Source organism: Archangium lansingense (genome assembly GCF_026626635.1).
Lineage (GTDB): Bacteria > Myxococcota > Myxococcia > Myxococcales > Myxococcaceae > Archangium > Archangium lansingense.
Genome location: NZ_JAPNKA010000001.1, coordinates 10,840,857 through 10,853,773, shown reverse-complemented (window position 1 = coordinate 10,853,773; position 12,917 = coordinate 10,840,857). Strand labels below are relative to the sequence as shown.

The following is a 12,917-nucleotide window of genomic DNA, read 5'->3' as shown; positions in this document are numbered from 1 at the left end:
GCCTGGCCTCGTTGTCGGTGGCCACGTCACCATGGATGATTCCTCTTCGAAGCGATGGTTAGAGTTCCCCCGAGCCCTCTGGCTCTCCCTCGTCGTGGCCCTGGTGCTCGGCCTGCCCACGCTGGGGATGGGGTTCGCCCTGGATGACAACCTGCACCTCCTCATCTTCGAGGGCAGGTGGCCTCTGGGCTCGCCGATGGACCTCTTCCGCTTCGCCGGAGGGGATGCCGAGGGCATGCGGTTGGATCTCTCCGCTCTGTCAAACCCACTGTGAGTCAGAATCGGGCGGACGGAGAGCGCTTGCCGTTCCCCGAGGAGGCTGGAAGGGGGCCTCATTTCTGGGTGGCACGGCTCAGGGTCTAGACTGCGCCGAGCCCCTCCGGTTTGGGGCCACAGGGGGATGACTCACATGCTGGAGCTTCAGAAGAAGCTGGTGGCGCTTGCCACCGGTCTGGCCCTTGCTGCATCCACGGGTGTGTCGCATGCGCAGGAGCCGGTCCCGCAGCAGCCAGTGACACAACAGCCCGTCATGCAAGAGCCGGCTGCTCCGCCACCCGCCGCGCCGAAGCCGTTCCTGGCCTTCACCGCGCGCCGGATGGTCCTGCCCGAGCGGACCCTGTTGCCGTATTCACACCTGCTCGTTGCGCCGGCCTCGACTCCCCAGGGGAGCACGAGCATCGGTTTGAACATCGGGATGATGTATGGCTTTGGCTCGGGCTGGATGCTGGATGCCGTCTTCGCGCCCCTCAAGCTGGCCTCGGCATTCAGCTACGGAAACCCCGAGCTCGCGTTGACCCGGGAGATCATCCGGTCCAAGCCCTTCGAGCTGAGCGTGAGCACTCGGGCTCTGTTTCGCTCGAACATCGCCGATGGGGGCCCGCTGGGTGGTTTCGAGCTGGGCGTGCCCATGTTCTTCCGGCTGGGTGAGCGCTTCCGCCTGGACGTGGCGGCCTATCTTCCCTTCAGTGTCTCGCAGCGGCCTATCGGTGCGCTCGGCGTCACGCGGGCCGGTCTTCGGGCGCCGATGGCCTTCTACTATCAGGTTCACCCCAACTTCCTGGTGGCGCTGGGCACGGGGCTCAATGCCCGGGAGCTCAGTGACGTCTCCGGCACCTTCTCCGTTCCGGTCAGTTTCAACGTGGGCTTCAACACCAACATCAACGGCTTCTGGTTGGATGTCTTTCCCTACGTGGCCCTCCCGGCCTTCTACAGCCAGGCCGGAGTGAACATGAAGGCGGTGGCCATAGGCCTTTTCGTCGACGTCGCTCGGCGTCTGTAATTCGGCGCCCTATTGGCCTGCCACGCACACTCCGGATTCGCAGCGCAACACACTCGGAAATCCGTCGCAGGCCAGGACCGGGGCACTCCACCCCGGTCCCAAACCCTTCACTTACAGATGATGGCTACTTCTGCACCTGCACGACGCCGCAGGCGATGCGGTCCCCTGCGTTGCCGGCGGGATCGCTCTTGTAGTCATCCACTCCCGCGTGGACGACGACGGCCGCGCCGTCCTGGTCCTGGACGTCCTTCAGCTTGAGGTCGTGGGCGAAGGCGTCGAACTGCACCTTGCCGTCGGCGCCCACATGGAGGTTGGGCAGGTCACCCTCGTGCTTGCCCTCGGCCGCGAGGACTCCGTGCTTCTTCTTGTTCGGGTTGAGGTGGCCACCGGCGGTCTGGAAGGGGGCCTCGCACTTGCCCGCCTCGTGGATGTGGATGGCGTGCTCGCCCTCGGGGATGTTGGAGAGCGTGCCCTTGATGAGGACGCCGTGGGGCGTCTCGGTGAGCGTCACCTCGCCCACTGGCTGGCCCTTCTGATCCTTCAGCTCGGCCTTGGCGGTGGCGCCAGCGGCCGCGGCCGCGGTCTTCTCGGCGGCCTTCTCCTCCTTCTTGGCGGCGGTCTTCTCCTTGGCGGCGGGGGCCTTGCCCTGGGCGAAGGCCGGGCCGGCGATGCAGAGAACGGCAGCGGTGAGCAGCGCGCGAGTCTTCATGAAGATGTCTCCTTCACTGCGGGAATTCCCGATTCCGGACCTCCGGAACGAGAGTGAAGGTGGACACTAATGCGCTGAGCGCGTTCCTCAAGGCTGGAGAGCAGCCAAGGGTACGGGCACAACACGTGAGGCGCCGTACACGGGAGCCCAGCGCTGCTGCACGTCGGGGCCGTTGAGGAAGCGCACGATTGCCCGGTAGGCAGCGAGTGGACCGCCGAGCTGCTCTGCCCAGGCCAACCCCCGAGGGGAGAGGTTGGGCACGAGCGGGCCCAGTGCCGCTTCGGCGTGGGTAACACGGGTGATGTTGATGCCCTCGTCGCGCACGCGCTGGGGCACGAGCAGGGGCGCGAAGCGGGCATGCCGGTGGTCGTGCACGCAGCCCTCCTCCTCCAGGAGCGCGGCGGAGAGGGGCAGCTCGCGCACGTTGAAGAGGAGCTTCACCGCGCCGCGATGGGGATCCCACGGACCGCGCAGGCGGTGGTCTCCCCGGGGGATGAGGCGCCGGTCCAGGTAGCAGAAGGCCCGAGATTCGGGGGGGAGGGTGCCTCGGTGGCGAGCTCCGGCATAGCGGAAGAAGGGGCGCACGCAGGACGGCTCCACCGTGAAGGGCGGCCCCTCTTTCAAGGCGCGCAGCTTGGGCAGCAGGGCCTGGGGAATGCCATGGCGCCGGGCGAAGTCCTCGAGCGTCTCCAGGGGCGTGCGTGCGAAATCCTCGAGCCGGGCGAGGAGCCGTTGGGGATTGTCATCCACGAGCAGCTCATCGAAGCGCGTCTTCACCCCGGGAAGGCTCACGGGGACGAGCGTATCGAGGGGCTCTCCCTCGGAGCGCCAGCGGGCATCCAGCAGCGCGGCCTCGGGAGGAGTCGGGGCGAGACGCCACTCGGGGGCTTCGGGAACGAAGGGAACCCCATTCCCCTCTCCCTCTGAGAGAGGGACGGGGTGAGGGTATCGAGAGTCCTCTGTCCGCGAGTACACGGGCCGTGCCCTCGAGTCAGGGGGCGACGTCCACACGGTGATGCAGGTGCGTACCTGGGTGCCGGCGAAGGCACCAGGGCCGAGGTCCACCACCTCGCGGAGCGACAGCATGCGCAGCAGCGTGGCGCGCAGGGGAGCGTAGAGGAAGGCGTCGAGGAGGCTGGTCGGGGTGATGAAGGCAAGGACACCCGGGCGCGAGGCGAGCCGGTGCGCGGCGAGCAGCAGGAAGAACGCGAAGTCATCGCGCAGGCTGGTGCCTTGAGGGAGCGCGAGGGGTAGCAGGGCGCGGAGGCGAGCGTAGGCGTCGCGGTCCTTCAGGAGCGAGGAGGTTCCGTTGTAGGGCGGGTTGCCGATCCACACCTCGTGGCGGGCCGGGGGGAGGCTCGCGAGCAGGGGCTCGAGCCCGCCGCGCAGGGCATCACCCACGCGGATATCGGCGCCGGGCAGGCGGGTCTGGCAGGCGCGGGCCACCTCGGGGGAGAGCTCCAGGCCCGAGAGGGAGGCCTCGGGCCGGGCATGGGCCGCGGCGGCGAGGAAGGCTCCGGCACCACAGGCGGGGTCCACCACCGCGAGCGGCCCGTCTCCAGCGTGCGCGAGGGCGAGCGCCAGCGTGCGCTCCACGAGCGGCGCGGGGGTGTAGAAGGCACCGAGCGCGCGCCGGTCGAGGCCGGGGAATTGGTGGACGAGCGCCTCCTCGTCGAGGACGGGGGGCGCGTTGGGGGCACGCGGCATCCGCCTCCATCCTACTCCGTGCGGCTTTCCTTGCCGTGCCATGCCGTAGCAACATGGCCTCCAGGTACCCATGCCGCCACCTCCGTCGAAGCCAAAGGTTCCCACCCGGGGTGTGCCGCTGGGGACTGATGACGATGAGCCCACGAAGATCGAGCCGCGCAAGCTCTTGCTCCCACGAGCCCCCGCGCGCTCGAAGGGGGATGGTTTCGACACGTCCGACATCCCCACCAACCCGGGACGGCCGGTCTTCGACAAGCCGCGCGCGAGCCCCTCCATGCCGTCCCTGAGCGGAGAGACCACCAGCCCAGGCAGCCCGGCCTTTACTGGGGTGGCTCCGGAGGTGAGGCAGAGCCGCTGGCATGATCGCTCCGCGGCGCCTCGTGGCGTGCTTCCGGCCGAGGCCGTCCTGAAGGGCCTGGACGAGGCGCTCCAGAAGGCCGCGCGGGACAAGGCTCCGGTGGGGGCGGTTCGCGAGCAGCTCAAGGCGGACTGGCTCCCCCTGCTGCGCCAGGTGGTGGAGCAGGCTGGGGGTGACGGGATGGATGCCTACGTCACGCAGCTGTTATCCCCGCCGGGCCGTCAGGCGGTGACTGCCCTGGTGGATGTATTGGCCGCGGGCATGGAGCGCCTGGACGCCGCCGCGGACGCCGGCACGCTGCTCGCGGTGGCTCAGGAGCTCCGGGCCGTGGTGGCCAGGACCCTGGGAGACCCCGCGCCGCGCACCATCTCCCTCGAGCTGCAGGAGCGCGAGCTGGACGGCCGGGTCGACGTGGACACGATGTTGTCCATCCGCTTCGCCTCGAACGCGGAGCTGGCCACGAGGCGGGCGCGGGCGGAGAAGACGCTGGAGGATCTCCGGCAGCAGATGCGTGCCTTGCAGGGGATGCAGCCGGACGGGTTGTTCTCCAACTTCGCCCGCGTGAAGGTGGAGAAGCGTGTGATGGATGCCGAGGCCCGCCGCCGGGGCGGGCGCTGAACCGGCTCTGAACTCTCGAAACACAGGAGGCGACGCAATGGAAGGGGTGCAGCGGCTGGTTGCACGTCGCGTGGAGAAGATGCTGGATGCTCTCGCCGCTCAGGTGGCTCGCGGGCGGGCGGGAGAGGACGTCCCCTCCTTCACTCTCACCCTGCACCTGGCCCAGGGGGTGAGGCTGTCAGGGGTGTTGTTGGACTACCTCCCTCGCGAGGCCATTCTCCTGGCGTCCGCGAAAGAGGGCCTGCTGTCGCGCAGCGAGTCGGTGACCTATGTGGAGTTCACCTCGGTCATCGCCGTGACGGTCGATTCCCCGATGGTGCTCAACCAGGTGCCCTTCCTCTTGCGGCCCGCGCTCAACCGGGAGGATCTGCTGCGGCACGCGGACCGACTGGCCCACGGCATCACCGAGCAGTTCTGGCCCGGGGAGCAGAAGCTGGGAGGCAAGCCGCTGAGCTTCGAGGTGGACTGGGTGGAGCTGGACACGGAGGCGGGGCGGCGCGCGCTGGAGGACGCGATGAACGCGGTGGCGCACGCGCTGCGCCTCATCGGCAAGGAAACCAACGGGCGCGACACCCTCCGGCGCATCGCCCGGGTGCAGTTCTCCAAGGGCCGCAATACGGTGGCGGCCTTCGAGGGCGACACGGGCCGGGTCTCGGTGGATCCCTCCGCTCCCGTGCCGCCCGCGCAGACGCTGCGCAAGGGGCTTGCCGCGGGCCTGTGAGCCCGCGGGGCCTGCTCAGGGCACGTCTTTGGCCGTGCCCGTCGCCTTCGGATTCTCCTTCGGAGGCTCGGGCACGACGGTGGGCGCCTCGGGCAGGGCCTTGGCGCCCGCCTGGAGCTGCAGCTCCACCATGCGCGTCCACAGGGAGGGCGCGCTGCCCACCAGCACGTTCTCCTCCACCTTCAGCTTCCGCTCATTCTGAGCGCGGCGGTAGAGGCGCTCGGGGATGGACGGCTGCTTCGGGTCCGAGTCGCTCACCGACACCTGCTCCTGAATGGTGACGTCGTCGGAGTTGAAGACGAGGGTGGACGTCAGCTCGAACTTGCGGCGCAGGCCGCTGGGCATCTCGAAGGTCTGCACGCGGCTGAGCGGGAACCAGCCGGCGCCCAGGCAGGCGCGCTCGGAGTCGGACACGGCTTCCGAGAAGAAGCGCCCGCTGCGCAGCGGCAGGATGCGGGCGGCCCGTCGGCACACCTGGGGCTGCTCGTTCGTGCACGTGTCGCCCTCGGCCACCAGTACGTCCGTGGAGCCCACGCGCTCCATGCGCAGCCGGACGTTCTCCGTCATGCCGCGCAGCGAGCCCAGGCCCCGGACGATGAAGCCCACCTTCGTCCTCTCCACCAGGGCCACCGGGCCCAGGCCCTCTCCGTTGTCGAAGCGCCGGGTGATGACCCACACCAGCCGCTCATTGGCCTGGGTGGTCTCCAGAATCAGATCCTTCTCGTCCAGCCGCTCCTTGGGAGGCAGCGGCTTGGGCTGGGGGCCCGCCTCGCGGCACTCGTCCGCCGAGGGCTCCTCCCACGCCACGGGAGCGCCCGAGCAGTCCACGGGGGGACGGGGGGCGGCCCCACCATGCTTTGGGTCGAAGCCATGCAGCAGCAGGGTGAACCACGTGTCCGGCGTGGGGTACGAGCGCTCTTGGGCGCCGACCGTGGCCTCACACAGCTGGGGTCTCGGAACAGTGGCGCAGCCCACCAGTGGGGTGGCGAGTGCGAGGGCTGCGACCAGGAGTCGTCGTTTCATCGTTTCCTCATGCCTCAGCGAACCGGATGTCCCAACCCCCCTCGGGGTCGAGCGAGATGTTCAGCCGCTTGGGGACCGAGCCGCCAGCCAGGCGCTCGAGCAGCTCGCGCGAGATGGCGGGCATCAGCGAGCCCTGAAGGATGTGCTCCGCGTTGCGAGCACCCGTCTCGGCCTCGGTGCAGCGCTGGGCCAGCTCGTCGAGCAGCTCGGGGGCGAGCGTTGTCTCCACGCCGTGAGCCGTGAACAGCCGCTTGGAGAGCTTGTCGAGCTTCATCGCGACGATCTCCCGCATGATGTCCGTGCCCACGGCGGAGTAGGGGACGATGGTCATGCGCGCCAGCAGCGCGGGCTTGAAGTGCTTGCTGAGGGCGGGGCGAATCTTGGCGACCATCTCCTCGGCGGTGGGCGTCGCGCCCGTCTCGTGCATCTTCATGAGGATGTCCGAGCCCAGGTTGCTGGTGAGGATGACGACGGTGTTGCGGAAGTCGACGGCGCGGCCCTCGCTGTCGTTGAGCACGCCCTTGTCGAACACCTGGTAGAAGAGGTTCATCACCTCCAGGTCGGCCTTCTCGCACTCGTCGAGCAGCACGACGGAGTAGGGGCGCTGGCGCACGGCCTCGGTGAGCAGACCGCCCTCGCCGTAGCCCACGTAGCCGGGCGGCGAGCCGATGAGCCGGGAGACGGTGTGCTTCTCCTGGAACTCGCTCATGTTGAAGGTGGTCATGAAGCGCTCGCCGCCGTAGAGGACGTCGGCCAGTGCCAGGGCTGTCTCCGTCTTGCCCACGCCGCTGGGGCCCACGAAGAGCAGCACGCCAATCGGGGTGTCCGGGTTGCGGATGCCCGCCTGGGAGATGCGGATGATCTCCGCCACCTTGCGCAGGGCCGGCTCCTGGCCGCGCACGCGCTCGGTGAGCCGCGTCTCGAGGCTGAGGACCGCCGTGAGGAGGTCGTTGCGCATCTTGCCCACGGGGATGCCCGTCCAGCTGGCCACCACGCGCGCCACGATGTCCGCGTCCACCTCCGCGTGCACCAGCGGCTCCTCGCCGCGCGCCTGGGCCAGCTTCGCCGCGGCCTCGTCCACCGCGGACTTCAGAGGGGCCTTGTCCGCCTCGGCTGGAGCGGAGAGCAGGGCCTTGCGCGCCTCCATCAGCGCGCTCACCGCGGTGCGCTCCGTCTCCCAACGGCCCTGCAGCGAGACGAGGTTGTCACGCACGGAGGCCAGCTTCTGCTCCAGCGTCTCGACCACCTCCGTGTCACCCGGGTGGCCCTCGGCGAGATCTCTCTTGCGCGCGTCACGCTCGCGCTCCAGGGCGGAGATCTCCTGCTCGAGCGCTACCAACTCATCGGGCTTGGTGGACAGCTCGATCTTCACGCGCGCGGCGGCGGTGTCGAGCAGGTCCACGGCCTTGTCCGGGAGCTGGCGGCCGGAGATGTATCGGCTGGACAGCCGCACCGCCGCGGAGACGGCCTCGTCGCGGATGGTGACGCCGTGAGACGCCTCGTAGGTGGGCCGCAGGCCGCGCAGCATCAGCTCGGCCTCCTCGACGCCCGGCTCGTCTACCTTGACGGGCTGGAAGCGCCGCTCGAGCGCGGCGTCCTTCTCGAAGTACTTCTTGTACTCGCCCCAGGTGGTGGCGGCGATGGTGCGCAGCTCTCCGCGCGCGAGCGCCGGCTTGAGCAGGTTGGCGCCGTCGCTGCCGCCCGCGCTACCCCCGGAGCCGATGAGCGTATGCGCCTCGTCGATGAAGAGGATGATGGGCGTGGGTGACGCCTTCACCTCGTTGATGACGGACTTGAGGCGGTTCTCGAACTCGCCGCGCACGCCCGCGCCGGCCTGCAGCGCACCGAGGTCCAGCCCCAGCAGCTCCACGTTCTTCAGCGCGTCGGGCACCTCGCCCTTCACGATGGCCCAGGCCAGGCCCTCGACGAGCGCCGTCTTGCCCACGCCCGGCTCGCCCACCAGGATGGGGTTGTTCTTCCGGCGCCGCGAGAGGATGTCCACCATCTGGCGGATCTCCCGGTGGCGGCCGAAGATGGGGTCAATCTTCCCTTCACGCACCCTGCCGGTGAACGACGTGGCGAAGCGCTGGAGCGCCTCACCGCCGACCGCACCCTGCGCCGACGCGGAGGGAGCAGCACCGCCGGCGACGGGCTCGGGGCCCACCTCCACCGTCTCCGGCGAGGGCCGCAGCACCACGTCCAGCGCGGCCATCAGCTCGTCGCGGGAGATGCTGTCCAGCTCGGGGAAGAGCTCGGCGGTGTAGCGGTTGCGGCGGCTGACGAACTGGGCGAAGAGCGCCCCAGAGCGCAGACGGGTTGCTCCCTGCTCGACGGAGGCCATCAGCCAGGCGTCCTCGAACCACTGGAAGAGCGTCTCGGAGAAGACGGGCCGGCCCGCGCTGCCGGAGCGCAGACCCTGGAGGGCGCGCTCCATGCTGGAGGCCAGACGGCGACGGTCCACCTGGAAGTGCTGCAGCAGGCGGGCGACGTCCGAGTCCTCGGGCTCGAGCATCTGCGCGAGCATGTGCTCGGGCACGATTTCGTAGAAGCGCCCGCTGCTGGCGCGCGCGACTGCGGCCTCCAGCGTGCGGGTGGCAGTGGGCGTGAGGCGGCGGACGAGGGCTTTCGGTTCGACTCGGATGGCGGCACCCTCCAACAGGGGACGGCGGAATCGCTAGTTGAGGAGCGCCAGCGCCGTCGGTTGCCGGCGCTCCCGGGGTCGTGCTTCACACGACGGGAATCGAGAGGCGTATCTGCTTGCCCTTGCCCAACCACGTGTCCCGCCCCAGTTGGGCCGACTGTGTGCTCGAGAGGTTGAACGTCTGGGTGACGCCCTCCGTCAGCCCCAGCTCGAACTCGTACTCCAGCGGGTCCTTCAGGAAGAGCTGCGCCACCTCTCGTGCCTGCGGCAGCAGGTCTCCCCCGGGCATCATCCTTCGGTACACGGTGGTGGGCAGAGGCTCGATGTGAATCTTGATCTTCCCCATCCGATCATAGGCCTTGCCGCCCAGGACGGTCGTCTTGCCGAGGATGTGGTTGTTGCGGCCAAGCTGCAGCCGGGCATCGATGTCCACCCAGCGGCCCACGAACTGCTCCACCCGCACCCGCGCTCCATCCAGTTGCTCGCCGAGCACGTCCTCCAGGGCCGCCTCCAGCTTATCGGCGGTGCGCGCGCGGGAGGCCAGCAGCGGGACGATGCGCAGCAGCCGCCGCGTGGGCAGCTTGCTGGTGCGTTCTCCCTCGTAGGTGTCGAAACCGGCGAGTGCCAGCAGCCGGCGTGACCATTGATCCGTATTGGTGGAGTTGGACTCGCTGGTGACGCGGTACTTGGACTCGATGCGGTAGAGAAGGGACAGCAGCCGGTGGTGGAAGAGGTCCAGGAACTCCCGGCGCACCGCCTGGTCCGGATCCTCCTGGGCAATCTCCTCCGCGATGTACATCGGCAGCGGGCTGACCGAGCCGGTGAGTCCGAGGAAGTGGGTGACGACCTCGAAGAGCTGACGCCGCGCGTACGGCTCCTCCGCGCGCACGGGCACCTTGCGCAGCGTCACCTCACTGACGTCTCCCGAGGAGAAGCCCAGCGAGGGATCATGCCGGAAGCGGATCATCTCCTCGATGACCGGGCCGACGCTGCCCACCCGGGCCGCCCCGGCCGTGAGTCGCTCGATGTACGACACGAGTTGGAAGAAGCCCACCTCGGAGGCCATTCCCGCCAGGAGGCGGGACGCCTCTACAAGAGGGTCAGGAAGCCGTTCCTCGGAAGCCATGCGAACTCTGTCTGCGAGGGCTGGAGCCGGATGGCCAGCTCGTTGAAGGAGTTGAGGGTGACATGCGACGCCAGCAACTCATCGAGAATGCACCCGAAGAGGAATGCATCTCCCACTCCCATGAAGTTCGTCTCGTCGAGGTCCACCAGCGTCCGGTTGCCGCGCACGGGTGAGCCCTCGAGGAAGCGGGTGAGGGGTTTGCTCTCCACATTGCGGATGGCGTTGATGCGCAGGCGGCTGGCGCGGGCGGCCAGGTTGTCTGCCAGCGCTTGGAAGTTGTACAGGTCCAGCAGGCGGCGCAGCGCGGCACCATCTGCGATGGAGTGTTGGTTGATGGCCAGGTGAGAGAGCAGCCGCCAGTGGAGCTCCGTGCCCAGCGGCGCGCGGGCTGGACGGCTCACCGGCGTGATGTTCTTGAACTTGGCGTTGGTGGGCGAGGCCGGAGTGGACTGGGTGATGTCCCCCACCTGCAGCCGCGCGGGCAGCGAGCGGTTGGTGCAGGTGAGATCGATGGACAGCACCTCCTCGGCCCCGAGCGTGGGCGCCACGTCGCGTGGCGTCTCCAGGGAGAGGTAGGTGTCGACACCGTCATCCACGGGGGAGTGGATGCGCCTGAGGCGGTAGAAGGCCGGCTCGGAGCCTTCGCCCTGGGTGTGCTCGAACTCGTGGAAGGGCCGGTAGGTGCGGCGCTCGCTGCGTCCGGCCGTCAGTCCCGTCACCGAGTCCACGGAGTACACCTCCGCGTGCTGGGGCTGCAGCTCAGACGCCCGCACCAGGTGCTCGCGGCCCAGGGCATGGTGGAAGAGGGGATCCGCCGGAGCCTGGAAGAGGTTGATGACCGGGGCGCAGTGCAGGCGGAACATCTCCCGAGTGATGCGCGCGTCCAGGGGCGGCGGGCGCTCCAGGTGGAAGGAGATCTCGAAGCGCTCCTCCAGCGCGGACGCGGCCGCCTCCAGGCCATGCACCTCGAAGAAGAGGAACTTCTCCGGCAGGGTGAAGTACTCCTGCAGCAGCCGGTAGCCATCAAAGGCCCGGGGCCAGGGCAGCAGGCGGAAGTGGCGATCGAAGCCCGCGGGGCGGATGCTTCGCTTCGGATCCAGCACCACCTCGTTCCCGCTGGAGGCTCCGCGCACGCGCACCTGGCGGCAGTAGCGCAGCAGCCACAGCAGGATGAGCGCGCTGGCAGACATCTCCCCGTGAATGAAGAGGCGCAGGCCGTGGGGCTTCTGCAGCTCCTCGCGTCCCTGCTCCGTTGTCTGGAAGGAGATGCGCAGCACCGGCGAGGACACGGACGAGCGGTCCAGCATGGCGTCTTGCACGGTGAGCGGCAGCAGGTCCACGTCGTGCGTGGTGCGGAAGACGCAGCTGGTGCCATCCAGAGGCGTCGAGGCCACCTCGGCACCCGCGGAGATGCGCGAGCGGCCGCGCAGGGCGCGCATCTGAGGCGAGAACTCGACGATGGAGCAGGCGGGCACCGGGCGCAGGTAGTGGGGCAGCAGCAGCTCCGTGAGCCCCTGCACCATCTCCGGGACGTCGTCCTCCACGCGCTCGCGGATGCGCGCGGTGAGGAAGGCGAAGCCCTCCAGCAGTCGCTCCACGTCCGGGTCCGCGCCGCGCTCCACCAGCAGGCCGGCGACGCTCGGGTTGGCCAGACCGAAGGCTCGGCCCATCTCCCGGAGGTAGTTGAGCTCGCTCAGGTAGTACTTGCTGAACATCCTCGCCCTTTCACCAGAGTTCCATCCGCCCGCCGGGCTTCAGCTCGGTATGGAAGCGGATCGTGCCGCGCGCATCCTTGAGGTTGAGCTGCGCGACGATGTCGAACCGCAGGGCGGTGGGGTCCTGCTCGTCGGGAACGTGCGTGACGATGACGTTCTTCAACCGCGGCTCGAACTCCTGGATGGCCGTGCGGATGGACTGCTGCATCCTCGGGATGGCCGCCGGGAGGATGTGGATGATGTCGTTGAAATCCATGATCCCGAAGGAAGGAGTCGCGACGGACTCTCCCTTCCGGGTGTTGAGCAGGGCCCGCAGGTGCTCGGAGATGGCGGCCACCGCGTTGCCGCGGGGCGCCAGCGAGCCGTGGCTGCTGGAGGCCAGACGTGTCAGGAGTCCTCGTTCGGCCATGGCGGGCGGGCTCGGCCTCGGAGCGCCCGGGGTTTACCCGGGCGCTCAGAAGGCACTTCAGACTAGCGCTGGGTATCCCAGGTGTCGGTGTGCGTCACGCCGCCGTTGGTGATGGTCCAGTCGATCGTGTGGAACACGAACGTGATCTCCTCCATGGCGGGCAGGTTGGTGCTGGTCGGCACGAAGCTGTCCGGCACGTGCTGCTTGACGCTGTTGATGCGGCCCTTCTTGATGGCGATCGTGTAGAACTGCTCGGTCGTGCCATCGCCAGTCGGGTTGGGGCGGAAGAACTTGAAGCTCGCCTCGATGACCTGGTTCTCGCACAGCGCCTTCAGCAGGAGCGGCGAGGCCTTGTCGATGCGCTTGACGATCTTCATGGGCGGGTACTGACGGCGGCCCGTCGCCAGACCGGAGCCCGACTCGCGCGCGGTGATGACCTCGTGCTCGAAGGACACGCACTCGATGGAGCCCTCGCGGCCCAGGCTCGTCTGGGTGCTGTCACCCTTGATCTCCGTGCCGTTCGCCTTCAGGTACAGGTGTACAGTCTCAGCCATTCGCCACCTCGTTGTTTGCGCCGCGTACGGCGCGGAAGACCGGGCCTCTCAGAGGCC

The 12,917-nt window shown here is 68.7% G+C and carries 12 protein-coding genes; 4 read left to right on the top strand and 8 right to left on the bottom strand.

Features of this window, described 5'->3' with window-relative positions:
- Positions 1-31: 31 nt before the first annotated feature.
- Both OV287_RS43280 and OV287_RS43275 read left to right on the top strand, forming a co-directional pair.
- Positions 32-274 (top strand): hypothetical protein, encoded by a 243-nt coding sequence (locus OV287_RS43280; protein WP_267539902.1) that lies wholly within the window; start codon positions 32-34, stop codon positions 272-274.
- 135 nt (positions 275-409) lie between these two features.
- Positions 410-1,279, top strand: coding sequence for a hypothetical protein (locus tag OV287_RS43275; protein ID WP_267539901.1), 870 nt, complete (start codon positions 410-412; stop codon positions 1,277-1,279).
- 124 nt (positions 1,280-1,403) lie between these two features.
- On the opposite strand, the gene OV287_RS43270 is transcribed toward OV287_RS43275, so the two are convergent.
- Both OV287_RS43270 and OV287_RS43265 read right to left on the bottom strand, forming a co-directional pair.
- Positions 1,404-1,988 carry a superoxide dismutase family protein gene (locus OV287_RS43270; protein WP_267539900.1) on the bottom strand — a complete coding sequence of 195 codons (585 nt, stop codon included), beginning with the start codon at positions 1,986-1,988 and terminating at the stop codon, positions 1,404-1,406.
- A gap of 87 nt (positions 1,989-2,075) precedes the next feature.
- Entirely contained in the window at positions 2,076-3,695 is a 1,620-nt protein-coding gene (locus OV287_RS43265) for an N-6 DNA methylase (protein ID WP_267539899.1), read from the bottom strand.
- Between the two features lie 112 nt (positions 3,696-3,807).
- Here OV287_RS43265 and OV287_RS43260 point away from each other — a divergent pair, with 112 nt between their 5' ends.
- Together OV287_RS43260 and OV287_RS43255 are read left to right on the top strand one after the other, a co-directional pair.
- Positions 3,808-4,671 (top strand): hypothetical protein, encoded by an 864-nt coding sequence (locus tag OV287_RS43260; protein WP_267539898.1) that lies wholly within the window; start codon positions 3,808-3,810, stop codon positions 4,669-4,671.
- A 37-nt stretch (positions 4,672-4,708) separates the two neighbouring features.
- Positions 4,709-5,392, top strand: a complete 684-nt coding sequence (locus OV287_RS43255) for a DUF4908 domain-containing protein (protein ID WP_267539897.1) — start codon at positions 4,709-4,711, stop codon at positions 5,390-5,392.
- A gap of 15 nt (positions 5,393-5,407) precedes the next feature.
- On the opposite strand, the gene OV287_RS43250 is transcribed toward OV287_RS43255, so the two are convergent.
- The 6 genes from OV287_RS43250 to tssD form a co-directional block, all read right to left on the bottom strand.
- Positions 5,408-6,415 carry a hypothetical protein gene (locus OV287_RS43250; protein ID WP_267539896.1) on the bottom strand — a complete coding sequence of 336 codons (1,008 nt, stop codon included), beginning with the start codon at positions 6,413-6,415 and terminating at the stop codon, positions 5,408-5,410.
- A gap of 7 nt (positions 6,416-6,422) precedes the next feature.
- Positions 6,423-9,071 carry a type VI secretion system ATPase TssH gene (gene tssH / locus OV287_RS43245; RefSeq protein ID WP_267539895.1) on the bottom strand — a complete coding sequence of 883 codons (2,649 nt, stop codon included), beginning with the start codon at positions 9,069-9,071 and terminating at the stop codon, positions 6,423-6,425.
- 70 nt (positions 9,072-9,141) lie between these two features.
- Positions 9,142-10,122 carry a type VI secretion system baseplate subunit TssG gene (tssG, locus tag OV287_RS43240; RefSeq protein ID WP_267539894.1) on the bottom strand — a complete coding sequence of 327 codons (981 nt, stop codon included), beginning with the start codon at positions 10,120-10,122 and terminating at the stop codon, positions 9,142-9,144.
- Between the two features lie 23 nt (positions 10,123-10,145).
- On the bottom strand, positions 10,146-11,897 hold the full coding sequence (gene tssF, locus OV287_RS43235; protein ID WP_267539893.1) for a type VI secretion system baseplate subunit TssF: 1,752 nt from the start codon (positions 11,895-11,897) through the stop codon (positions 10,146-10,148).
- 10 nt (positions 11,898-11,907) lie between these two features.
- The gene (gene tssE / locus OV287_RS43230) at positions 11,908-12,306 is read right to left on the bottom strand and encodes a type VI secretion system baseplate subunit TssE (protein WP_267539892.1); all 399 of its coding nucleotides are present in this window, start codon (positions 12,304-12,306) and stop codon (positions 11,908-11,910) included.
- 62 nt (positions 12,307-12,368) lie between these two features.
- Positions 12,369-12,860, bottom strand: coding sequence for a type VI secretion system tube protein TssD (tssD, locus tag OV287_RS43225; protein ID WP_267539891.1), 492 nt, complete (start codon positions 12,858-12,860; stop codon positions 12,369-12,371).
- Between the last annotated feature and the right edge of the window lie 57 nt (positions 12,861-12,917).

Excerpts from the sequence above, each read along its gene's own strand:
- OV287_RS43280 (WP_267539902.1), top strand. The coding sequence starts at position 32 with ATGGATGATTCCTCTTCGAAGCGATGGTTAGAGTTCCCCCGAGCCCTC.
- OV287_RS43275 (WP_267539901.1), top strand. The coding sequence starts at position 410 with ATGCTGGAGCTTCAGAAGAAGCTGGTGGCGCTTGCCACCGGTCTGGCC.
- OV287_RS43270 (WP_267539900.1), bottom strand. The coding sequence starts at position 1,988 with ATGAAGACTCGCGCGCTGCTCACCGCTGCCGTTCTCTGCATCGCCGGC.
- OV287_RS43265 (WP_267539899.1), bottom strand. The coding sequence starts at position 3,695 with ATGCCGCGTGCCCCCAACGCGCCCCCCGTCCTCGACGAGGAGGCGCTC.
- OV287_RS43255 (WP_267539897.1), top strand. The coding sequence starts at position 4,709 with ATGGAAGGGGTGCAGCGGCTGGTTGCACGTCGCGTGGAGAAGATGCTG.
- OV287_RS43250 (WP_267539896.1), bottom strand. The coding sequence starts at position 6,415 with ATGAAACGACGACTCCTGGTCGCAGCCCTCGCACTCGCCACCCCACTG.
- tssG (WP_267539894.1), bottom strand. The coding sequence starts at position 10,122 with ATGGCCTCCGAGGTGGGCTTCTTCCAACTCGTGTCGTACATCGAGCGA.
- tssF (WP_267539893.1), bottom strand. The coding sequence starts at position 11,897 with ATGTTCAGCAAGTACTACCTGAGCGAGCTCAACTACCTCCGGGAGATG.
- tssE (WP_267539892.1), bottom strand. The coding sequence starts at position 12,306 with ATGGCCGAACGAGGACTCCTGACACGTCTGGCCTCCAGCAGCCACGGC.
- tssD (WP_267539891.1), bottom strand. The coding sequence starts at position 12,860 with ATGGCTGAGACTGTACACCTGTACCTGAAGGCGAACGGCACGGAGATC.